This window comes from Streptomyces sp. SM10, from assembly GCF_002910915.1.
GTDB lineage: Bacteria > Actinomycetota > Actinomycetes > Streptomycetales > Streptomycetaceae > Streptomyces.
This window is the reverse complement of record NZ_NEUF01000181.1, coordinates 1-21945: the sequence shown is the minus strand read 5'-3', so window position 1 is coordinate 21945 and position 21945 is coordinate 1. Positions and strand designations below refer to the sequence as shown.

20 protein-coding genes are annotated in these 21945 nt (G+C 71.5%); 7 read left to right on the top strand and 13 right to left on the bottom strand.

Annotation, left to right across the window (positions count from 1 at the left end):
• Nucleotides 1-6: 6 nt before the first annotated feature.
• Genes B9S57_RS30400 through B9S57_RS30385 form a run of 4 tightly spaced genes read right to left on the bottom strand, consistent with a single transcriptional unit; the run spans nt 7 to nt 2968 of the window.
• Entirely contained in the window at nt 7-1329 is a 1323-nt protein-coding gene (locus tag B9S57_RS30400) for an NADH-quinone oxidoreductase subunit D (protein ID WP_103760381.1), read from the bottom strand.
• On the bottom strand, nt 1329-2039 hold the full coding sequence (locus B9S57_RS30395) for an NADH-quinone oxidoreductase subunit C (protein WP_103760380.1): 711 nt from the start codon (nt 2037-2039) through the stop codon (nt 1329-1331). The genes B9S57_RS30400 and B9S57_RS30395 overlap by 1 nt, the downstream gene beginning before the upstream one ends.
• Nucleotides 2036-2590 (bottom strand): NADH-quinone oxidoreductase subunit B family protein, encoded by a 555-nt coding sequence (locus B9S57_RS30390; RefSeq protein WP_103760379.1) that lies wholly within the window; start codon nt 2588-2590, stop codon nt 2036-2038. The genes B9S57_RS30395 and B9S57_RS30390 overlap by 4 nt, the downstream gene beginning before the upstream one ends.
• Before the next feature lie 18 nt (nt 2591-2608).
• Entirely contained in the window at nt 2609-2968 is a 360-nt protein-coding gene (locus B9S57_RS30385; protein ID WP_003992243.1) for an NADH-quinone oxidoreductase subunit A, read from the bottom strand.
• Nucleotides 2969-3859: 891 nt separating this feature from the next.
• Here B9S57_RS30385 and B9S57_RS30380 point away from each other — a divergent pair.
• Nucleotides 3860-4681: a C40 family peptidase gene (locus B9S57_RS30380; protein ID WP_103760378.1), complete on the top strand. Its 822-nt coding sequence runs from the start codon at nt 3860-3862 to the stop codon at nt 4679-4681.
• A 193-nt stretch (nt 4682-4874) separates the two neighbouring features.
• Here B9S57_RS30380 and mptB read toward each other — a convergent pair whose 3' ends face one another.
• Nucleotides 4875-6359, bottom strand: coding sequence for a polyprenol phosphomannose-dependent alpha 1,6 mannosyltransferase MptB (mptB, locus tag B9S57_RS30375; protein WP_103760377.1), 1485 nt, complete (start codon nt 6357-6359; stop codon nt 4875-4877).
• 66 nt (nt 6360-6425) lie between these two features.
• A complete protein-coding gene (locus tag B9S57_RS30370; protein WP_103760376.1) occupies nt 6426-7709 on the bottom strand; it encodes a geranylgeranyl reductase family protein in 1284 nt (427 codons plus the stop codon).
• A gap of 97 nt (nt 7710-7806) precedes the next feature.
• Between B9S57_RS30370 and B9S57_RS30365 the strand changes: the two genes are divergently transcribed.
• Nucleotides 7807-8325, top strand: a complete 519-nt coding sequence (locus tag B9S57_RS30365; protein ID WP_103760375.1) for a GNAT family N-acetyltransferase — start codon at nt 7807-7809, stop codon at nt 8323-8325.
• 12 nt (nt 8326-8337) lie between these two features.
• Here B9S57_RS30365 and B9S57_RS30360 read toward each other — a convergent pair whose 3' ends face one another.
• On the bottom strand, nt 8338-9030 hold the full coding sequence (locus B9S57_RS30360) for a demethylmenaquinone methyltransferase (protein WP_103760374.1): 693 nt from the start codon (nt 9028-9030) through the stop codon (nt 8338-8340).
• A gap of 282 nt (nt 9031-9312) precedes the next feature.
• Between B9S57_RS30360 and B9S57_RS30355 the strand changes: the two genes are divergently transcribed.
• A complete protein-coding gene (locus tag B9S57_RS30355; protein WP_103760373.1) occupies nt 9313-10257 on the top strand; it encodes a DUF3152 domain-containing protein in 945 nt (314 codons plus the stop codon).
• A 16-nt stretch (nt 10258-10273) separates the two neighbouring features.
• On the opposite strand, the gene B9S57_RS30350 is transcribed toward B9S57_RS30355, so the two are convergent.
• From B9S57_RS30350 to B9S57_RS30335, 4 genes are all read right to left on the bottom strand, one after another.
• On the bottom strand, nt 10274-10918 hold the full coding sequence (locus tag B9S57_RS30350) for a hypothetical protein (RefSeq protein ID WP_103760372.1): 645 nt from the start codon (nt 10916-10918) through the stop codon (nt 10274-10276).
• Nucleotides 10919-10925: 7 nt separating this feature from the next.
• On the bottom strand, nt 10926-12125 hold the full coding sequence (gene mqnC, locus B9S57_RS30345) for a cyclic dehypoxanthinyl futalosine synthase (protein WP_103760371.1): 1200 nt from the start codon (nt 12123-12125) through the stop codon (nt 10926-10928).
• Between the two features lie 72 nt (nt 12126-12197).
• The gene (locus B9S57_RS30340) at nt 12198-13874 is read right to left on the bottom strand and encodes a serine/threonine-protein kinase (RefSeq protein ID WP_103760370.1); all 1677 of its coding nucleotides are present in this window, start codon (nt 13872-13874) and stop codon (nt 12198-12200) included.
• A 373-nt stretch (nt 13875-14247) separates the two neighbouring features.
• Entirely contained in the window at nt 14248-15126 is an 879-nt protein-coding gene (locus tag B9S57_RS30335; RefSeq protein ID WP_103760369.1) for a menaquinone biosynthetic enzyme MqnA/MqnD family protein, read from the bottom strand.
• 286 nt (nt 15127-15412) lie between these two features.
• Here B9S57_RS30335 and B9S57_RS30330 point away from each other — a divergent pair, with 286 nt between their 5' ends.
• From B9S57_RS30330 to B9S57_RS34780, 3 genes are all read left to right on the top strand, one after another.
• Nucleotides 15413-15616 (top strand): cold-shock protein, encoded by a 204-nt coding sequence (locus B9S57_RS30330; protein ID WP_003967102.1) that lies wholly within the window; start codon nt 15413-15415, stop codon nt 15614-15616.
• Nucleotides 15617-15878: 262 nt separating this feature from the next.
• Complete coding sequence (locus B9S57_RS30325; RefSeq protein WP_103760368.1) at nt 15879-18839, top strand: BTAD domain-containing putative transcriptional regulator; 2961 nt, start codon at nt 15879-15881, stop codon at nt 18837-18839.
• Nucleotides 18840-19040: 201 nt separating this feature from the next.
• The gene (locus B9S57_RS34780) at nt 19041-19205 is read left to right on the top strand and encodes a hypothetical protein (protein ID WP_181011538.1); all 165 of its coding nucleotides are present in this window, start codon (nt 19041-19043) and stop codon (nt 19203-19205) included.
• 147 nt (nt 19206-19352) lie between these two features.
• Here the strand turns inward: B9S57_RS34780 and B9S57_RS30320 are convergent, their stop codons facing one another.
• Nucleotides 19353-19889: a hypothetical protein gene (locus B9S57_RS30320; protein ID WP_103760367.1), complete on the bottom strand. Its 537-nt coding sequence runs from the start codon at nt 19887-19889 to the stop codon at nt 19353-19355.
• Nucleotides 19890-20104: 215 nt separating this feature from the next.
• Between B9S57_RS30320 and B9S57_RS30315 the strand changes: the two genes are divergently transcribed.
• Entirely contained in the window at nt 20105-20779 is a 675-nt protein-coding gene (locus tag B9S57_RS30315; protein WP_103760366.1) for a hypothetical protein, read from the top strand.
• A 4-nt stretch (nt 20780-20783) separates the two neighbouring features.
• On the opposite strand, the gene B9S57_RS30310 is transcribed toward B9S57_RS30315, so the two are convergent.
• A partial coding sequence (locus B9S57_RS30310) for a PQQ-binding-like beta-propeller repeat protein (protein WP_181011537.1) occupies nt 20784-21945 on the bottom strand: 1162 nt, incomplete at its 5' end.

The following is a 21945-nucleotide window of genomic DNA, read 5'->3' as shown; positions in this document are numbered from 1 at the left end:
ACGCGGTCACCGGTCGACGCCTCCCATCACGGGGTCGATGGACGCGACGGCGACGATGACGTCGGCGACCTGGCCGCCCTCGCACATCGCCGCCATGGCCTGCAGGTTGGTGAAGGACGGGTCGCGGAAGTGGACCCGGAAGGGCCGGGTGCCGCCGTCGGAGACGACGTGCACGCCGAGTTCGCCCTTGGGTGACTCCAGGGCGGTGTACGCCTGCCCGACCGGGACCCGGAAGCCCTCGGTCACCAGCTTGAAGTGGTGGATCAGGGCCTCCATGGAGGTGCCCATGATCTTCTTGATGTGGTCGAGCGAGTTGCCGAGGCCGTCGGGTCCCAGCGCGAGCTGCGCGGGCCAGGCGATCTTCTTGTCGGCGACCATGACCGGTCCGGGCTCCAGCCGGTCCAGGCACTGCTCGACGATCCTGAGCGACTGCCGCATCTCCTCCAGGCGGATGAGGAAGCGGCCGTAGGCGTCGCAGGTGTCCGCGGTGGGCACGTCGAACTCGTAGGTCTCGTATCCGCAGTACGGATCGGACTTGCGCAGGTCGTGCGGGAGTCCGGCGGACCTGAGGATCGGACCGGTGGCACCGAGCGCCATGCAGCCGGTCAGGTCGAGATACCCGACGTCCTGCATGCGGGCCTTGAAGATGGGGTTGCCGGTCGCGAGCTTGTCGTACTCCGGCAGGTTCTTCTTCATGGTCTTCACGAACTCGCGGAGCCGGTCGACCGCGCCCATCGGAAGGTCCTGGGCGAGGCCGCCGGGACGGATGAACGCGTGGTTCATCCGCAGCCCGGTGATGAGCTCGAAGATGTCGAGTACGAGCTCACGGTCCCGGAAGCCGTAGATCATGATCGTCGTGGCGCCGAGCTCCATGCCCCCGGTGGCGATGCACACCAGGTGCGAGGAGATCCGGTTGAGCTCCATCAGCAGCACGCGCAGGACGGTGGCCCGGTCGGGGATCTGGTCCTCGATGCCCAGGAGCTTCTCGACCCCGAGGCAGTAGGCCGCCTCGTTGAAGAACGGGGTCAGGTAGTCCATGCGGGTGACGAAGGTGGTGCCCTGGGTCCAGTTCCGGAATTCGAGGTTCTTCTCGATGCCGGTGTGGAGGTAGCCGATGCCGCAGCGGGCCTCGGTGACGGTCTCGCCGTCGATCTCCAGGATCAGCCGCAGCACGCCGTGCGTGGACGGGTGCTGGGGACCCATGTTGACGATGATGCGCTCGTCGTCCGACTTGGCGGCGGACTCGACGACCTCGTCCCAGTCGCCGCCGGTGACTGTATATACAGTCCCCTCGGTCGTGGCGCGGGGCGTTGCACGGGGAGTAGTCATCAGCTGTACGACCTCCGCTGGTCCGGAGCCGGGATCTGGGCGCCCTTGTACTCGACGGCGATGCCGCCGAGCGGGTAGTCCTTGCGCTGCGGGAAGCCCTGCCAGTCGTCCGGCATCATGATCCGCGTCAGGGCCGGGTGCCCGTCGAAGATCAGCCCGAAGAAGTCGTAGGTCTCGCGCTCGTGCCAGTCGTTGGCCGGGTAGACCCCGACGAGCGACGGGATGTGCGGGTCGCTGTCGGGGGCGGAGACCTCCAGGCGGATCAGCCGCCCGTGGGTGAGCGAGCGCAGGTGGTAGACCGCGTGCAGCTCGCGCCCCTTGTCCCCCAGGTAGTGGACACCGCTGACGCCCGTGCAGAGCTCGAAGCGCAGGGCCGGGTCGTCACGCAGGGTGCGGGCGACCTGGACCAGGTGCTCGCGCGCGATGTGGAAGGTGAGTTCGTTCCGGTCGACGACCGTCTTCTCGACGGCGTTGCCGGGGAGCAGGTCCTGTTCCTCCAGGGCGCCCTCCAGCTCGTCGGCCACTTCGTCGAACCAGCCGCCGTAGGGCCGTGAGGTGGCTCCCGGCAGGGACACCGTGCGGACGAGTCCGCCGTAGCCGGAGGTGTCGCCGCCGTTGTCGGCGCCGAACATGCCCTTCCGTACGCCGATGACCTCGCCGGAGTCGTCGCGCGGGGTGGGTACCGCCGCGCCGTTCTGCTCGTCGCTCATCGCAGCAGCCCCTTCATCTCGATCAGGGGGAGTGCCTTGAGCGCCGCCTCCTCCGCCTCGCGGGCGGCCTCCTCCGCGTTGACCCCGAGCTTGGAGCCCTGGATCTTCTGGTGGAGCTTGAGGATGGCGTCGATCAGCATCTCGGGACGCGGCGGGCATCCCGGCAGATAGATGTCGACCGGGACAATATGATCAACACCCTGAACAATGGCGTAATTATTGAACATTCCACCCGATGACGCACAAACTCCCATGGAGATGACCCACTTGGGGCCCGGCATCTGGTCGTAGACCTGCCGGAGGACGGGTGCCATCTTCTGGCTGACCCGCCCCGCGACGATCATCAGATCCGCCTGCCGCGGCGATCCGCGGAAGACCTCCATCCCGAAACGGGCCAGGTCGTACCGCCCGGCGCCGGTCGTCATCATCTCGATGGCGCAGCAGGCGAGGCCGAAGGTGGCGGGGAAGACGGAGGACTTCCGCACCCATCCCGCGGCCTGCTCGACAGTGGTCAGCACAAAGCCGCTCGGCAGCTTCTCTTCGAGTCCCATGGTGTGCCCCTCAGCCCCTCAGTCCCATTCCAGGCCGCCCCGGCGCCACACATACGCGTAGGCGACGAAGACGGTGAGCACGAAGAGCAGCATCTCCACGAGCCCGAAGATCCCCAGGGCGTCGAAGGTGACCGCCCAGGGATAGAGGAAGACGATCTCGATGTCGAAGACGATGAACAGCATCGCCGTCAGGTAGTACTTGATCGGGAAACGGCCGCCTCCGGCCGGCGTTGGGGTGGGCTCGATGCCGCACTCGTACGCTTCGAGCTTTGCTCGGTTGTAGCGCTTCGGGCCGATAAGCGTGGCCATGACCACGGAGAAGATCGCAAACCCTGCCCCGAGGGCGCCGAGCACGAGGATGGGCGCGTAGGCATTCACGCTCCTCGCTCCTTCCAGTCGTCCTTGACCGTTGGACCGCATCGGGCGACCGGCTCGCCACCTCATCAAGATCGTGCACATGTGAGGCAGTTCACAAGCCCGACTGCCCCGCATCCTATGCCTGCGGTCCTGTGATCTGCGACACGGGGTACGCCAACACCTTTGTGATCTCCGCCACCTGACGAACGATCATGAAGTCGGATGAGCGGTGATCTTCACACGCGAAGCGGCCGAGCGGTTACGAGAGGTGACATCTTGCGGCGTTACCGCTGGTCAAAGGCGCATGGCCCTATCAATGGACGGCCCGTACAAGCAAATTGGCAATGGGCGCCACACGGGTGATATAGGAACCGGCCACATCTCGCCCCCACTCGGAAGAGGGGCTTCCGGTACCGATGTGGACAATGTGCACGCATTCACTAACTTCCGGACGCGAACCCAGGGGGCGGGAGCGCCGACCGCGGCGCGCGGCGGCCCCTCCTCGGACCCGCCACGGCCGGAGGGTCGCGGACCACCCGAAGGGCACCCATGGAAACGGACATGACTGACCATTGGGTCACTACCCGGCGCCCGGGCGGCCGGACCCGCCCCGAACGCGCCGCGCGTCCGCGCGGTTGCCTCTCACGGAACACTCATGCTGTGACCTGCACCACTCCACGCACGCTCCAAGAAAAGCGGGCTTGGCCAACCGTGTGGACGGATGGTAAGCGACGGGCAATTCGGGCGTATTGATAGAACCCCGTGATCACAGCCATGTACACAGGTGCCCGTTTTGCCCGTTAGGGCGTCAATAAGGGCCCGCAATAAGCGGATTCACAGATTCCGAACGTAACTGTGTCGCAACACACGTTTCTTGATGGGACCCCTGGGGCCCTGATAGCGCTAGTACCCATGTCCCACACCGCTCACATACCCAGCCACCGGAAGCCCCGCCAGCGTGCCTCGAAGACGGCCCTGCGGGCAGGAGTTGCCGGTGGCGTCCTCAGCACCATCGCGGTCGCGGGTGCCGCCGGTCCGGCTCAAGCCGAGCCGGTGACCCAGACCATCGAGATGCCCACCATCACGGCCGGGCTCTCCACCTCCGTCGCGGCGTCCGCGCAGGCGACCCAGGCGGTCGCTCTCGACCTCGAGACGCAGGCCGTCGAAGACGCCGCAGCCGCCAAGGCGGCCAAGACCGCCAAGACCGCCAAGGCCGAGGCGGTCCGCAAGGCCGAGGCCAAGAAGAAGGCCGAGGCAGCCGCCGAGGCGGAGGCCAAGGCCAAGGCGGAGGCCGCCGAGCGCGCGTCCCGCTCCTCCGAGCGCACCACGCTCTCCGCCTCCTCCGGCTCGTCCTCCTCCCCCTCCTCGTCGAGCGCCACCGGGTCCGCCGCGTCCGTCATCGCGTTCGCGCAGTCCCAGGTCGGCGACGCGTACGTCTCCGGCGGCACCGGCCCGAACTCGTGGGACTGCTCGGGCCTGGTCCAGGCTGCCTACGGCTCGGTGGGCATCGGCCTCCCGCGCGTCTCGCAGGACCAGTCGACGGCCGGCACCCAGGTCTCCCTGGACAACCTGCAGCCCGGCGACATCCTGTACTGGGGCGGTGCGGGCAGCGCGTACCACGTCGGGATCTACGTGGGCGGCGGCCAGTTCGTCGGCGCGCAGAACTCCAGCACCGGCGTCGTGCAGAAGTCCCTGGACTACGACCCGCCGTCGGGCGCCGTCCGCGTTCTCTGATTCACAAGCGTCCCGGGCCGCTCCCGGACGTGGCTGGACACCGCAGAGGGCCGTCCCTCCCCCGCCCGGGAGCGACGGCCCTCCGCCATGTCCGGGAACCCGCGTCGGCGATCCGGTGGGGAGACCGGGCGGGGGTCGTACGGCGCGGGCGTCGGCGCCACAGGTCGTACGGCGCGGGCGTCGGGCGGGCGGGTCAGCGCGCCGTGGTCCGTACGTCCGGCTCCGCGGTGGCCCCGGCCGGCCGGCGCTGTCCCGGCACGTGTCCCCGTGCCCCGGCGGCCCGCTCCCCGCGCAGCAGCAGGACGCCCGCCACGCAGGCGAGAGCCGCCAGCACGAAGCCGTACGGCGGGGTCGATCCCGAGGGCTGTGTCTCGTAGACGAGCGCGGCCGACAGCACGGTCACCGCGCCCAGGGCCCGGCCGCCGTCCGCGGTCGCCGCGATCACCGCGGTCGCCCACAGCAGATACCAGGGCTGGACCATCGGCGAGAGGGCGACGAGGATCAGGAGCGCGGGCCCCAGGGCGCGCACGGGTTCCGTACGCCCGGTCGCCGCCAGCCACGCGAGGCGGGCGATCAGGACCAGGGCCACCAGCAGACCGAGGTTCTGCACGGCGGACTTGACCGGATCCGGGTCCGTCCCGGCCAGCAGCCGCAGGAGCTCGCCCAGTCCCAGCCCGAGGTCGCTGGTGAGGGACAGCGCGGTGTGGATGCGCCCCGCGACGCTCTGGGTCCCCAGCCAGCCGAAACCGGTGCCCCCGGCGAAGGTCGCGGCCACCGCGACCGCCCCGGCGACCAGGCCGGGCGCCAGCAGCCCCTTCGCCACCCTCCGCACGAGGGGACCGCCCGCCGCGCGGCCCACCACGACGCCGACGAACAGCAGCGCCACCGCCGCGGGCGACTTGACCATCACGGCGAGGCCGATGAGCGCCGAGCCGGTGATCCATCTGCCCCGCAGGGCGAGGACCACGCCCGCCAGCATGAGGCCGGTCATCAGCCCGTCGTTGTGGACACCGCCGACCACGTGGACGAGCAGCAGCGGGTTCAGCGCGCCCAGCCACAGCGCGGCGCTCTCGCTGCGGCCGTGCTCCCGGGCGAGGTTCCGCAGGGCCCAGACGATCAGCACCAGGGCGCCCAGGGCGATGAGGCGCATCCCGAGCACGGCGGGCACGATCGCGCCGCCGGTCGCCCAGGCGACGCCCCGCGCGAGGACGAGGAAGAACGGGCCGTAGGGGGCCGGGGTGTCGGTCCAGTGCCCGCCGACGCTCGCGGCGGCGTCGCCGCCGGGCCCGCCGGGGTCGAGGACGGAGGGCCCCACGCTGTAGACGTCGTGCCCTTCGAGGACCATCGCGCCCTGCGCGATGTAGCTGTAGACGTCCGCGCTGTGGAGCGGGGGTGCGAGGACGAGCGGCGCGGTCCACCACCCGAGGGTGGTCAGGGTGTCGCGTACGGAGGCTCCCGCCCGCCCGTACAGCCACCAGGCGACGAGGAGCACGGTCAGTCCGCCGTACGCGAGCGCGTACCCCGCGGCCCGCACGGCGGGGCCGTGCGGCACCCACAGCCCCCACGGATCGTGTGCGGGGAGCGTCCCGACGGCCCAGCCGCCCAGCGCGACGCCCAGTGATCCGGCAGCGCCGAGCCACCGGCAGCCGCGGGTGGTCCATGCCCTCGATGCCCCCATGGCCCGCAACCTATCGCAGGGCGGGCCGGCGGGGCGGGGCCCGGGGTCACCCGTGGCCCCCGGTACTCACGCCTTCGGGGCGACCTTCGACAGGCCGTTGATGATGCGGTCCATCGCGTCTCCGCCCGTCGGGTCGGTGAGGTTGGCGAGCATCTTCAGCGTGAACTTCATCAGCAGGGGGTGGGTCAGACCGCGCTGCGTCGCGATCTTCATGACGTGCGGGTTCCCGATCATCTTCACGAAGGCGCGGCCCAGCGTGTAGTAGCCGCCGTAGGTGTCCTTGAGGATCTTCGGGTAGTGGTGCAGGGCCAGTTCCCGCTGGGCGGGGGTGGCGCGGGCGTGCGCCTGGACGATGACGTCCGCGGCGATCTGGCCCGACTCCATGGCGTACGCGATGCCTTCGCCGTTGAACGGGTTGACGAGCCCGCCCGCGTCACCGACGAGCAGCAGGCCCTTGGTGTAGTGGGGCTGGCGGTTGAAGGCCATCGGGAGAGCGGCGCCGCGGATCGGCATCGTCATGTTCTCGGGGGTGTAGCCCCAGTCCTCCGGCATCGAGGCGCACCAGGCCTTGAGCACCTCGCGCCAGTCGAGCTCGCGGAAGGCCTTCGAGGAGTTGAGGATGCCGAGCCCGACGTTGGACGTGCCGTCGCCCATGCCGAAGATCCAGCCGTAGCCGGGCAGCAGGCGGTCCTCCGCGCCCCGGCGGTCCCAGAGCTCCAGCCAGGACTCCAGGTAGTCGTCGTCGTGGCGGGGCGAGGTGAAGTACGTACGGACCGCGACGCCCATCGGGCGGTCCTCGCGGCGGTGCAGCCCCATGTTGAGGGAGAGCCGGGTGGAGTTGCCGTCGGCGGCGACGACCAGCGGGGCGTGGAAGGTGACCGGGGTCTTCTCCTCGCCGAGCTTGGCGTGGACGCCGGTGATGCGCCCGGTGCGCTCGTCCTTGACCGGCTCCCCGACGTTGCAGCGCTCGTGGAGCCGCGCTCCGGCCTTCTGGGCCTGGCGGGCCAGCTGCTCGTCGAAGTCGTCGCGCTTGCGGACCAGTCCGTAGTCCGGGTACGAGGCGAGGTCCGGCCAGTCGAGCTGGAGGCGGACGCCGCCGCCGATGATGCGCAGGCCCTTGTTGCGCAGCCAGCCGGCCTCTTCGGAGATGTCGATGCCCATGGAGACGAGCTGCTTCGTGGCGCGGGGGGTGAGACCGTCGCCGCAGACCTTCTCGCGCGGGAAGGCCGTCTTCTCCAGGAGGAGCACGTCGAGTCCGGCCTTGGCGAGGTGGTACGCGGTCGTGGAGCCGGCTGGGCCCGCTCCGACGACGATCACGTCCGCGCTGTGTTCGGAGAGGGGCTCGGTCACGGTCGGATCTCCCGAAGACTCGAATTCGCGTGCCGCGCGGCACAGGTCGCGTGCAGTCTATGGGTGCCTGCTGATCAACCTCCCGAAGGGCTCCCCGATGCCGCACGCGCCTGACCCCACTCCGTCCGTACGACTGCGTGTCCCGACCGACGAGGACACCCTGGCCTGGCACCGGGTGTTCGCCGACCCGGAGGTGATGGAGTTCCTCGGCGGCCGCCCCGCGGAGTACTCCGTGTACGAGGAGTTGACCGCCCGCCAGCGACGGCACGACGCGGAGCTCGGGCACTGCCTGTGGACGGTCCTCGACGACTCCGGTCAGGTGCTCGGCTTCACGGGTGCCCAGCCGTGGCCGCACGAGTCGTTCGGCCCGGTGGGCGAGATCGAGATCGGCTGGCGGCTGGGCCGGGCCGCCTGGGGGCACGGCTACGCGACGGCCGCCGCACGCACGACGCTGGAGCGGACGGAGGCGCTCGGGGTGAGGGAGGTCGTGGCGATGATCAACTCACGCAACGCCCGCTCGATGGCGGTCGCCCGGCGTCTCGGGATGCGACAGGCCGAGTCGTACACCTCACCGGTGTCGGGGCAGGAGGCGTACTGCTTCCGGCTGGAGCTCTGAGACCGCGCCGGGTCAGACCCGTACACCCCGGTGCAGCGCCACCACTCCGCCGGTGAGATTGCGCCAGGCCACGTCCGACCAGCCGGCCTTCTGCAGCAGCGTCGCGAGGCCGGCCTGGTCGGGCCAGGCGCGGATCGACTCGGCGAGGTAGACGTAGGCGTCCGGGTTGGACGAGACGGCCCGCGCGACCGGCGGGAGCGCGCGCATCAGGTACTCGGTGTAGACCGTGCGGAAGGGGGCCCAGGTCGGCTGGGAGAACTCGCAGATCACGACCCGGCCGCCCGGCTTGGTGACCCGGTACAGCTCGGCGAGGGCGGCGCCGGTGTCCTGGATGTTGCGCAGTCCGAAGGAGATCGTGACCGCGTCGAAGGTCTCGTCCTTGAACGGGAGCCTCGTGCCGTCGCCCGCGGTGAACGGCATCCACGGGTGACGCGCCTTGCCGACCCGGAGCATCCCGATGGAGAAGTCGCAGGGCACCACGTAGGCGCCGGCCCGGGCGAACGGCTGCGAGGAGGTGGCCGTGCCGGCCGCGAGGTCGAGGATCTTCTGCGCGGGGCGGGCGTCGACGGCCCGGGCCACTTCCCTGCGCCACTGACGCGCCTGTCCGAGCGACAGCACGTCGTTGGTGAGGTCGTAGTTCGCCGCCACGTCGTCGAACATCGAGGCGACTTCGTGCGGCTGCTTGTCCAGGGATGCTCGGGTCACCCTCCCATTCAAGCAGCCCCGCCCCAGGTCGCTCGCGGCGGCGTGGAACGATCGCCTTCGAATTCGGGAACAGCACGGTGCTGATCGACGTCTCTCCGGATGGGGGGAAGGGGTTTCCGCACCGGTGACCACCCAGCAACTCCTGGACGGCGTCAGGGGGAGCGGGCTGCTGGACGTCGGGCGGTACGCGGACGAGCACCCGGTACTCCAGAAGCAGGTCAGCGTGCAGGGCGGATGATCCCCCGCACGGACGTTCCGAGACGACGGGCACTCACCGGACCGATGTACAGCGACGACGACACCTACCGAATACGGAGCGGCGCCCACCGGCGGGGGGCCGGGACGCCCGCGCCTGGGGCGGGGCCCTCCCGTGCTGACGCCCGGAGACGACGGTCCCTCGCCCGCCGAAGACGGATGCGAAGACGGCGTGCCGTCTTCGCCGGGGCCGTGTTCACGATGGTGGCCGGGGCGGCCTGCCTCTACGCCGCCGCGACGTGGCAGGACGACGGCACCGCGGTCGCGGCGGACCTGGAGCCCGACCGGACCGCTTCGCCGCCCCCTGCCTCGCCCGAGGCGTCGGCTTCGCCGATGGTGTCGGTGAGCCCCTCGGCGCCCGAGTCCCCCGAGGACTCACCCAGCGCCGAGGAGTCCGTGGATCCTGACTCCGTGCCGTCCTCGGGCCCCGGCACCTTCACGGTGGCGCACGAGGCCGTCTCCTCCGGCGGTGGAGGCAGCCGCTACCGCGTCGAGGTGGAGGACGGCATCGGGGTGGACCCGGACAGCGCCGCCGAGGACATCGCGGAGATACTCTCCGACCCACGGGGCTGGAGCAAGGGCGAGGGCCGCACCTTCCGCCAGGTCGCGGACGGCAGCGCCGGGCTGGTGATCCGGATCGGGACGCCGAAGACCACGGACCGGCTCTGCGGACAGTACGACCTGGACACCCGAGGTGAGGTCAACTGCCGCGGCGGCAAGAACGTCATGGTCAACCTGCGGCGCTGGCAGCTGGGTTCGCCGACGTTCGACGGGTCCGCGTCCGAGTACCGGGCCCTGATCATCAATCACGAGGTCGGCCACTGGCTGGGACACGGCCACGAGACGTGCCCCGGCGCGGGGAAGCCCGCGCCCGCGATGATGCAGCAGATCAAGGGGCTGAAGGGCTGCGTGTCCAACGCCTGGCCGTACGACGGCGACGGCCGCTACCTGGGCGGGCCCTCCGTGGCGTGAGAGGCGCCCGGCGTCCTCAGCGCCGCCGGTGCACCAGCCGCCCGCCGAGGACCGTGGCCACGCAGGTCACGGCGCCCGCCGCACACAGCTCCGCCTCGTCCGCCACGTCGAAGACCGCGAGGTCGGCGCGGCCTCCGACGACGAGCGGGCCGTGCGCGGATCCCGCCAGGTCGCGGCCCCGGGCGAAGGGGTCCAGGTCCGGTTCGCCGGCCGGGGCCCCGGCCGGCGGGAGAACCGTCAGACCCGCGCGGCCCACGGCGGTGCGGACCGCGGGCTCGCCGAGGACGCCCGCGACATGGGTGGTGCCGTGGCGCAGCATTCGCTGCACCCCGCGGCGCACGCTGCCGGCCCGGCGGGGCTCATCCATCCGCGCGGCCAGCCGATCGAAGTCGGCGCCGGTCAGGGGCTGTTCGCCGAGCTCGCCGGCCTCGCGCGGATCGGGGTGGTAGCAGCGGGTCAGCAGCGGGAGGCCGTCCCACTGGCGGAGGCCCGGGGTGAGGACTCCCGGCCACTGCCTGACCCGGGCGGCCGGATGCCCGGCCACGACGGCTTCGTACGGCCCCAGGGCCACGATCCGGTCGCCGTCCACGGCGACGGCACCGCCGCGGACGGCCGCCGCACCGACCGGAAGGACCAGCGGCGCGGCGTGAACGGTCAGCACGGAAGCCTCAGTTGGCGTCGAGGAGCTTGAGCTCCGGGTGGGCCGTGCCGCCCACGATCGCCGTCGAGGAGATGTGGGAGACGACGCGCTCGTCGACCGGGTCGTTCGCCGGGTCGTCGTGGACGACCAGGTGCTCGTAGGTCGTGGCGCGCTGGGCCGGGACGCGGCCCGCCTTGCGGATCAGGTCGATGATCTCGAGCCGGTTCGAACGGTGCTTGGCACCGGCCGAGGAGACGACGTTCTCCTCCAGCATGATCGAGCCGAGGTCGTCCGCACCGTAGTGCAGGGACAGCTGGCCGACCTCCTTGCCGGTGGTCAGCCAGGAGCCCTGGATGTGGGCGACGTTGTCGAGGAAGAGCCGGGCGATGGCGATCATCCGCAGGTACTCGAAGAGCGTGGCCTGCGTCTGTCCCTTCAGCTTGTTGTTCTCCGGCTGGTAGGTGTACGGGATGAAGGCGCGGAAGCCGCCGGTGCGGTCCTGGACGTCGCGGATCAACCGCAGGTGCTCGATACGCTCGGCGTTGGTCTCGCCGGTGCCCATCAGCATGGTGGAGGTGGACTCGACGCCGAGGCCGTGGGCGATCTCCATGATCTCCAGCCAGCGCTCGCCGGACTCCTTGAGCGGGGCGATCGCCGTACGCGGCCGGGCGGGCAGCAGTTCGGCTCCCGCGCCGGCGAAGGAGTCGAGGCCGGCGGCGTGGATCCGCTCGATCGCCTCCTTCGCACCGACGCCCGAGATGCGGGCCATGTGCTCGATCTCGGAAGCCCCGAGCGAGTGGATGACCAGCTGCGGAAACGCCTTCTTGATCGCGGAGAAGTGCTCCTCGTAGTACTCGACGCCGTAGTCCGGGTGGTGTCCGCCCTGGAACATGATCTGGGTGCCGCCCAGCTCGACGGTCTCCGCGCAGCGGCGCAGGATGTCGTCGAGGTCGCGGGACCAGCCCTTGCCGGTGTCCTTGGGCGGCGCGTAGAACGCGCAGAACTTGCACGCCGTGACACAGACGTTGGTGTAGTTGATGTTGCGCTCGATGATGTACGTCGCGATGTGCTCGGTACCGGCGTAGCGGCGGCGGCGCACGGCGTCGGCCGCGGCCCCCAGGGCGTGCAGCGGTGCCGACCGGTAGAGGTCGAGCGCCTCCTCCGGAGTGATCCGCCCGCCTTCGGCGGCGCGGTCGAGGACGGGCTGAAGGTCGGCCTTCTCGGTCACCGGGCTGTCACCTTTCGGCGGTTTTTCTACGGATCCACGGACCGATCCAGCCTACGCCAGCGCTTGCCGGGGTCAGCCGCCGGACCGGGTGAGGGTGCCCTTCGGCGTGCCCGCGGCCTCTTCGTGGGACTCGTAGAGGAGGGTCCGGTCCGAGGTGAGGGTGAAGTCGATGTCGGCCTCACCGCCGGTGCACATCGCTCCGGTGCGGGCGTCGGGGTCGGCACGCTCCCGGATCTTCAGCCCGGTGGCCGTGCCGGAGAGGAGGGTGCCGACGCCCTTGCAGACGACGGTGGTTCCCAGCGCGTCGAAGCGGTACGAGAGCCGGACGACCTCCTCCCCCTTCTTCCCCTCGACGAAGACGGCGGTGACCGAGCCGTGCGGCGCGCCGCTGCGTTCGGTCGCCGAGCCCTTCCACGTACCGGCGAAGGCCTTGGGCAGCGCGCCCACCGGCTCGGAGGCCGAGGAGCCGGGGGACGACGGGGACCGGGCGGTGTCGGGCGGGGACTGCGACCGGCTCGCCGACGGGGGCTGGGCGGCGTCGCTGCCCCGGTCGTCGTCACCGCGCGTGAACAGGTCCCCCAGCGTCGCGGCGCCGACCGTCACGACGGCGAGCGCGCCGGCGACGGCCAGCGCGACGGTGCAGCTGACCCGTCGCCCCTTCCGGCGGCCGGGCTGCGGGCCGGAGTCCATGGTGAGGGCGATGCGGGCCCCGGGACCCCGCTCGCCCGACGCGCCTGCGGTGCCCGGCGGCCCGTCGGGCGGGGGCGGCAGAGGGGGGCCGAAGGCGCCGAGGGCCGCGCTCCCCAGCGAGGCGTCGCTGAAGGGCACCGGGCCCGACCGGACGGGTCCGTCCTGCGGCTCCAGGTCCAGCAGGGCCACCGCCGACCTGCTGACCTCACGCACCAGGGGTCCCGGCAGCCAGCCCGGGGCCACGAGCGCGGCCGCCCCGCCGGGGGCGAGCCTGCGGGCGAGCTCGGCAGGAGCGGGCCGGTCCGCGGGGTCCTTGGCGAGGCATCCGGCCACCAGCTCTCGCAGTTCGCCCTCCAGTTCCCCGAGTTCGGGTTCCTCGTGGACCACCTTGTAGAGGAGCACGGCGGAGGAGTCGCCGAGGAAGGGCGCGGCACCGGTCGCCGCGTAGGCGAGGACCGCGCCGAGCGAGAAGACGTCGGCCGCGCCGGAGAGGTCCAGGCCCCGGATCTGTTCCGGGGCCATGTAGCCGGGCGAGCCGACGGAGACGCCCGTCGAGGTGAGGGAGACGGTGGCGCCGAGCGCACGGGCGATACCGAAGTCGATCAGCCGGGGGCCTTCGAGGGCGAGCAGGACGTTGGACGGCTTCACGTCCCGGTGGATGAGGCCGTGCGCGTGGACGGCGTCGAGTGCCTCGCCGAGTCCCGCGCCCAGGGTCCGTACCGCGTACTCGGGCAGCGGACCGTGGCGGGTGACCGCGTCGGAGAGCGGCGGTCCGGCCACGTAACCGGTGGCCACCCAGGGCACGGCCGCATCGGGGTCGGCGTCCAGGACCGGGGCCGTCCACTGCTCGCCGAGGCGCCGCGCGGCGTCCACCTCGCGGCGGAACCGCGCGCGGAACTGCTCGTCGAGGGCGAAGTGGGGGTGCACGACCTTGACCGCGACGGTACGTCCGCCGGCGCTGCGCCCCAGGTAGACCCGGCCCATCCCGCCGGCCCCGAGCCTGCCGAGCAGCCGGTAGGCGCCGATGGTCTGCGGTTCGCCGGCTTCCAGCGGCTGCATACGCTCTCCCCCTGTGGACCCCGGAACTCGGACCGCAGCCTAGGGGGCGCGGCTCGCGGGGTCACGGAGACCCCTTCCTCCGATATCGCCCCTATGGGCACGAAGCAGGGATTTCGCCACTCGGAAAGGCGCGAATACGCCGTTCGTCCGCACCGCCCGGGCTTCACCGGGGAGAAACCGGAAGGGCTTGTGGAAGCCATCCGCTATTCCTCCCCGCACGGGTGCGGAGGTACTCCTTCCGGAACTCCGGAACATTCGCGCCCTTTCCCGGGAACGGAATGCCGTGGCCGCGCATCAGGGGCAATGGACACCCCGGCGCCAAGGCCCGGGAAGGCGCGGGATTCCCCCCGCGCCATTCCCGCGCGCCGTCGTGTCAGCCGCCGAGCAGTTCGACCTTGACGTCCGCCGGGAAGCCGGTCGTCGGGCCGGTGCGGCGGGCGAACTCACGCACCCCCGCCAGCTGGTCCGGGCCGAAGCGGAAGTCGAGGGTGGTGAAGTAGCGCTCCAGCACCTCGGCGTCGAAGGCCTCCCAGCGCGCCGCCTGCTCGGCCACCTTGGTGACCTCCTCCAGAGAGACGTCGCGGGAGGCCAGGAACGCCTCGTGAACCTTCTCCACGTAGTCGGGGTGCGAGGCCAGATAGTCCTTGCGCGCCGCCCAGACCGCGAAGACGAACGGCAGCCCCGTCCACTCCTTCCACATCTCGCCCAGGTCGTGGACCTGGAGCCCGAGCCTGGGGGCGTCGTGCAGGTTGGCCCGCAGGGCGGCGTCACCGATGAGGACGGCCGCGTCGGCCTCCTGCATCATCAGGCCGAGGTCCGGCGGGCAGGTGTAGTAGTCGGGTGCGACGCCGTACCGCTCGGAGAGCAGCAGCTGGGCCAGGCGTACGGAGGTGCGCGAGGTCGACCCGAGGGCCACCCGGGCCCCGTCCAGCTGCTCCAGGGGCAGCTGGGACACGATCACGCACGACATGACGGGGCCGTCGCAGCCGACCGCGATGTCGGGGAGGGCGACCAGGTCGTCGGCGTTGCGCAGGAACTCGACCAGGGTGACCGGGCCGATGTCCAGGTCACCCCTGACCAGCTGCTCGCTGAGTCTTTCCGGGGTGTCCTTCGAGAGCTCCAGGTCGAGCAGGGTTCCGGTCCGTGCCAGGCCCCAGTAGAGGGGGAGGCAGTTCAGGAACTGGATGTGGCCGACGCGCGGCCTGCTGCGACGGTCGTCGCCTTCTACGGGAGAGACGGTTGAATTGTCCACATCGCGAGGCTAGACCTGCCTCCGGCGACCCGCTTCATCGGGGCGCCCCGATGGTGCTCGGGAGCCTTGTACGTCAGCTCTCCGACGGCCCGATCAAACATCCGGGTGAAGTGATCTTTCCCTCTACCGCTCCCCGCACACTGCGTGCTAGGCTCGCCCGCAAGTTGCAGTTTGGTTTCCCTTGCAGTACAGAGCCTGCGGAGCATGTAACCCGCAGGCTTTTGTAGTTTTCAGACTTGTTTGCAGGTTCTGGAGCAGGGCAACCCTTTGGCCCAAGGAGGGCTTTATGGCTACCGGAACCGTCAAGTGGTTCAACGCTGAAAAGGGCTTCGGCTTCATCGCCCAGGACGGCGGCGGCCCGGATGTCTTCGTCCACTACTCCGCGATCAACGCGTCCGGGTTCCGCTCCCTCGAGGAGAACCAGGTCGTGAACTTCGACGTCACTCAGGGTCCCAAGGGTCCGCAGGCTGAGAACGTCACCCCGGCCTAGTTGCCCGGGTCGGCCGATCGCGGCCGAGTGAGCAGTACCCAAGGAGCCCCGCTCCCCCGCTTCGGCGGAGGAACGGGGCTCCTGCCTTAGTCCCCGGGCTCCAGGTCCGCCGGCTCGGCCTCGTCATTGTTCAGGCCCTGTGCAGAGCGACACCCGATGCTGACGAGCCCGCCCATAACAAGGCAGACTGTTGAGCCCGATACCACCGGTGCGGTGCGGCGGGGTCGGCAGGACCGGCGGGGCAAGCAGGACAGGGGGCATCATGGACCGCGACAACGGACCCGGCGTGCGCGTTCCGGAGCAACGCGCTGCTCGGGAACGGGAGGCCGGAGCCCCACTGCGCTTCACCGTCCTCGGCCCGGTGCGCGCCTGGCGCGGCGGTGAGCCCCTGCCGTCCGGCTCCCCGCAGCAACGGGCCCTGCTGGCCGCCCTGCTGCTGCGCGACGGCCGCACGGCCACCGCCGCCGAACTCATCGACGCCCTCTGGGGCGACGACCCCCCGTCGCAGGCGCTGGCCACCGTACGGACGTACGCCTCGCGGCTGCGCAAGACCCTGGGCCAGGACACGCTGGTCAGCGAGTCCGGGGGCTACGCCCTCCGGATCCCGCGTGCGGCACTGGACCTGACCCTCGCTCAGGACCTGGCCTCCGAGGCGGAGAAGGCCCGAGGCGGCGGGGACCGCTGCCAGGCCCGCACCCTGATCAACAAGCTGCTCGGCCTGTGGGACGGCGAGGCACTCGCCTCCCTCCCCGGGCCCTACGCGGAGAACCAGCGCACCAGCCTGGAGGAATGGCGGCTCCAGCTCACCGAGACCCGCCTCGATCTGGACCTGGAGGTCGGCTGCCACGCGGAGGCGGTCTCCGAACTCACCGCCCTCACCGCGGCGCAGCCCCTGCGTGAGCGGCTGCGCGAGCTGCTGATGGTCGCCCTGTACCGCAGCGGACGTCAGGCCGAGGCCCTCGCGGTGTACGCCGACACCCGCCGCCTGCTCTCGGAGGAACTGGGCGTCGACCCGCGCCCCGAACTCGCCCAGCTCCAGCAGCGGATCCTCCGGGCCGACGAGGAACTGGCCCGCCCCGCCGACGAGCCGGCCCCGGCGTCCGCCCCGGTCCGCCCGGCCCAGCTCCCGGCCACCGTGCCGGACTTCACGGGCCGCTCCGCCTTCGTACGGGAACTCGGCGACCGGCTCGCCGCCGCCGAGGGCTCCGTCATGGCGGTCTCCGCACTGGCCGGCATCGGCGGCGTGGGCAAGACGACCCTCGCCGTGCACGTGGCCCACCAGGCGCGCCCGCACTTCCCCGACGGCCAGCTGTACGTCGACCTCCAGGGGGCGGGCAACCGGGCGGCGGAGCCCGAGACCGTCCTCGGGGCGTTCCTGCGCGCCCTGGGCACCGCGGACTCCGCGATCCCGGACTCCCTGGACGAGCGGGCCGCGCTCTACCGCTCCACCCTCGACGGCCGCCGCATCCTGGTCCTGCTCGACAACGCCCATGACGCGGCCCAGATCCGGCCCCTGCTCCCCGGCACGGCGGGCTGCGCGGCGCTGGTCACCAGCCGTGTCCGCATGGTCGACCTGGCCGGCGCGCACCTGGTGGACCTGGACGTGATGTCCCCGGAGGAGGCCCTCCAGCTCTTCACCCGCATCGTCGGCGAGGAACGCGTCCGTTCCGAGCGCGAGGCGGCCCTGGACGTGGTGGCGGCGTGCGGGTTCCTGCCGCTGGCCATCCGGATCGCGGCCTCCCGGCTGGCCTCCCGCCGCACCTGGACGGTCTCCGTGCTGGCGGCGAAGCTCGCGGACGAGCGGCGCCGCCTCGACGAACTCCAGGCCGGCGACCTCGCGGTGAAGGCCACCTTCGAGCTCGGCTACGGCCAGCTGGAGCCGGCCCAGGCCCGTGCGTTCCGTCTCCTGGGCCTCGCGGACGGCCCGGACCTCTCCCTCGCCGCGGCGGCGGCCCTGCTGAACCTGGAACTCCACGTGGCGGAGGACCTCCTGGAGACCCTGGTCGACACCAGCCTCCTGGAGTCGGCGGCCCCGGGCCGCTACCGCTACCACGACCTGGTGCGGCTCTACGCACGTGCGTGCGCCGAGCGGGACGAACAGCCGCCGGTGGAGCGGGAGCTGGCGCTGTCACGGCTGCTTGACTTCTACCTGGCCACGGCGGCGGGAGTGTACGCGCTGGAGCGGCCCGGGGACCGGCTGGTGGACCACCTCGAACCGACGGAGCACGCAGGGCTGTCCTTCGCGGACAGGCACTCCGCCCTGGACTGGCTGTACGCCGAGGCGACCAACCTGCTCGCGTGCGTACGTCAGTCGGTGCGGTCCGCCGGCACCCTGGCCCGTGCCGTGGACCTCCTCTACGCCGCCCTCGACCTGGGTGAGTCGGGTGCCAACTCGAAGCAGTACGAGGCGGTGGCGATGACCGTCAGGGAAGCCTCCAGGGCATGCGGAGACCCGCGGGCGGAGGGACGTGCCGTCATGTCCCTCGCCAACGTGCACCAGTTGGCCGGCAGGTTCGACCACGCGGACCGGGAGGCACAGGAAGCCTTGCGGCTCGCCGGTACCGTCGACGACCGGCTGCCGGCGTGCTGGGCATCCAACGCGCGCGGCATCATCGCGCTGTACCAGAACCGTCACGAGGACGGTGAGACCTTCCTGAACCAGGCGATCGAGGCATTCCGCAGCGACGAGAACCGCCCTGGCGAGGCCAGCGCCCTGTGCAATCTGTCGCGCATCCACCTCGCCACGGGGCGTACGAGCAGTGCCATCACTCTGGCGACCGCGGGCATAGGGATCTACGACTCCCTCGGCCACGCTCTACGCGGCGCCAACGGTCGCTACGCCCTGGGCATGGCGCTCACCCAGAGTGGGAAGCCGGCAGCGGCCACGGAGCAGTTGAACGAAGCCCTCGCCATCTTCCGCGACAGCCGGCAGCGGCTGTGGGAGGGCATGGCGCTGTTCCGGCTCGCCGAGGTGGATCTCGCTTCCGGCCGTCCTGCCCACGCCGCCCAGTTCGCCGAGCTGGCGCTCACGGTCCTCCGTGGCATCGGTGGCGAATGGCGCCGGGGGAACGTGCTGACCGTCCTGGGCCGGGCCCTCGCCGGAATCGGGCAGACCGGCCGCGCCCAGGTCTGCTGGGCGGAGGCCCTCGCGATCTACGAGGAGCTCGGCTCCCCGGAAGCGGAACAGCTCCGGTCCCTGCTGTCACCTGCGGCGGCCGCCTGAGGAGCGGGCCGTTCATCGTTCGTTTATCACGGCCCTGCATGCTCATGCCTGTCGATCCGTCGCGTCGGGGGGCAGACGGGGCGACAGCGGCCGTGCCACTCAGGTGAACGGCCCCGAGAGGCCCGTCCGGCAGTCCACGGGGGAACAGCCGGGCGGGCCTCGCAAGACCCATCGTGCAGTGCAGAGAGGGAGTTGAACATCATGGCCGACGCCAGCAAGCAGGACCCGATCTTCAAGCCGGCCGACCAGCACGCCACGGGCGAGCCGGAGACGCCGGTCACCGCGCAGGACCAGCACGCGACGGGCGAAGAGATCACGACGCTCGACCAGCACGCCACGTCCGAGCCGCTCAAGCCGGCCAAGTAGACCTTCACTCTGCGGGGGACGGGGGAGCGGCCGCGGCGGCGCGGAGGGGGAGCCGCCGCGGCCGCCGCATGTCCGCGCACGACGAGCAAGGGCCCGAGCCTCACGGCTCGGGCCCTTGCTCGCGTTCGCCGCGGTCGCAGCGTGCTGTCAGTAGCCCTGCTCGGCCGTGACCACACAGCGCTTCACGCGGGAGACCAGGCGTGGGCTGTCCATCTTCACCGCCACGGTCTCGGTCTCGCCGTACGTGAGGTCGACCGTCGCCTCGCCCGTGTCGACCGTCAGGCCCTTGGCGTCCTGGAACGTCACGTCGACCTCGTACGTCTGCTCGACGGACGCCGTCGAACGGATCTGGACCGTCGAGGAGGTCACCGCCTTGCGCTTGCCCTTCTTGGGCTGGGCGCAGCGGATGACCCGGACGACGGGGGCGCCCGAAGCGGTGGGACCGGGCGTGGCCGACTCGTACGTGGAGCCGCCGGAGGAGCTCGACGAGCTGTCGTAGTCGTCATCGTCGTAGCGGTGGTAGCTGCCGTTGCTCTTCTTCGAGTTGGAGCAGCCGCCACCGGAACTGCTGCTCTTGCTGCGGCTCTTCCCGCTCTTGCCGCCGTGGCTGGACGTGGAGAATCCGGTGAGCGCGAGCACCACCACGACCAGTACGGCCGCGAACCTCATCTGTCGCCGCATCATCGATGCAGCCCCCCTAGCTGTAGTCGGCTCCTTCGGCCGCCGCGCGGCCGCGCGACACCGTAACGCACACCATTCCCGGCCCACCCCCGTGGCCCCGTCATGGCCCTGTCACGGTCTGGTCATGGTCTCGGATGGCAGGGAAGATCGGCCGGGCGTAGCGTCGAGCGCGGGGAGCGGTGCGCACAGCCGTGCCGCCGAGGCCCGGGAGGCTGACGATGATCCGCAATGTCATCGGCTCCGTCGTCGCACTCGTGGGAGCCGCGGCGGCCGTCCAGAGCCCTTTCCGCACCTGGTACCAGGACCGCCTCGGGCGGGACTACCGCATCCAGGACCTGTTCGACGGCATCACCGGCGTCCCGTCGTCCGTGATGGCCTCGATCCTGCTGCCGTTCCTCTTCGCCGCGCTGGTGACCCTCGTGGGGGTCGTGCTCCGCTCACGCTGGGTGGTGGCCCTCGCGGGACTGATCGTGCTGGGCTTCACCGTGCTCTGGATGGTCCGGCAGGGCCAGGCGGCGAGCGGCCTGACGGTCGACAGCGACGGGTCGGGGCTCGGCTGGGGCGTCGCCCAGGCGCTGGCCGGCGGCATCCTGCTCCTGCTGGGCGCCCTGCTGATGTCGGGGCGCCGGCGGCCCGCCCGGACGGGGCCCGCCGCCGAGCCGTATCCCGTACCGCCGGACGACCACCCGGACACCTGGCCGCCGACGCAGGAGCCGGGGCCGGCCGCGCAGACGTCCCCCGGGCCGGAGCCGGAGGCGGATCCGTACACCGGGCCGGGCCGGCACCGGGCGGCCCCGCCCGACGAGGACACCGCCCAGTACCCCGTCCAGGGGGAGCACCCCTGGCCCGGCGAGGACCCGGACCGGAACCGGTATCACCCGCCTCACCCGTGACACCTCAGGTCCGGGCCCTGCTCCCCGTCCCCGTGCCCTTCAGCGCGTCCAGGGCATAGACGCAGCGGTCCTTGCTGCAGGCGTAGACGACGCCCGCCTGCGCCACCGGGGAGCCGGTGATCTCGCCGCCCGTGGCCAGCTTCCAGCGGAGCTGGCCGCCTGCCGCGTCCAGGGTGTAGAGCACGTGGTCCGCCGAACCGAAGTGGACCCGGCCGTCCGCGACCACCGGTGCGCCGACGACCTCGCCGCCCGCCGCGAACCGCCACTTCGGCGTCCCGGTCACCGCGTCCAGCGTGTACAGCGCGCTGCCGCTGCCGACGTGCACGTTGCCCGCCGTGACCAGCACGGGCTCGACGGACTGCCGGGCCTCCGTCGCGATCCGCCACCGGTCCTTGCCGGTGGAGGCGTCCAGCGCGTAGACGGTCCCCAGGTAGTCCGCGAGGTACACCCCGCCGCCGGTGACCGCGGGCCCCGGGGCGAAGGCGGGCGGGGAGAGGAAGACGGCGGGTGACTCGAAGTGCCAGCGCACCCGGCCGGAGACGGCGTCCACGGCCAGCACCCGGGTGCCCGCCGCGACGTAGACGAAGCCGTCGGACGCGGCGGTCAGCCGGACGGGCACCCCGCCGCAGGAGGCTGCGTCGCCGACGGGGTAGGACCACCGCTCGGCGCCGGTACGCGCGTCGACGGCCCGCAGCCGGGCCTCCTGCCACAGGTACACCGTGCCGTCGTGGATGACGGGCCCGGACTCCGCCGTCTCGAAGTCCGTCTGGACGCCCGAGGTCTCCCACAGCTTCTCGCCGCTGGACGCCTCCCACGCCTGTACGCCGCCGCCGCGCGTCCCGGTCAGGACGGTGCCCCGGTCGGCCTTGAGGGAGTACACCCACGCGTCGGTGGAGAGCCGCCACCGCTCGGCGCCGGTCGCCGCGTCCAGTGCGTACAGGGACGGGCCGTCCGAGGCGTGGATCCGGCCTCCGTCGACGGCCATGGACCAGGCCACGTCACGGGTCTTGAACTGCCGGCGCCCGTTGCCGACGTCCAGGGCGTGGACCTCGAAGGACGTCACGTACAGCAGATCGTCCACCACGACGGGCGTGCCCCACACGTCGTTCGACATGCGGAAGCGCCACGGCCGCCAGCGCTCCGGCGCGGCGGGCGCGGTGCCGGGG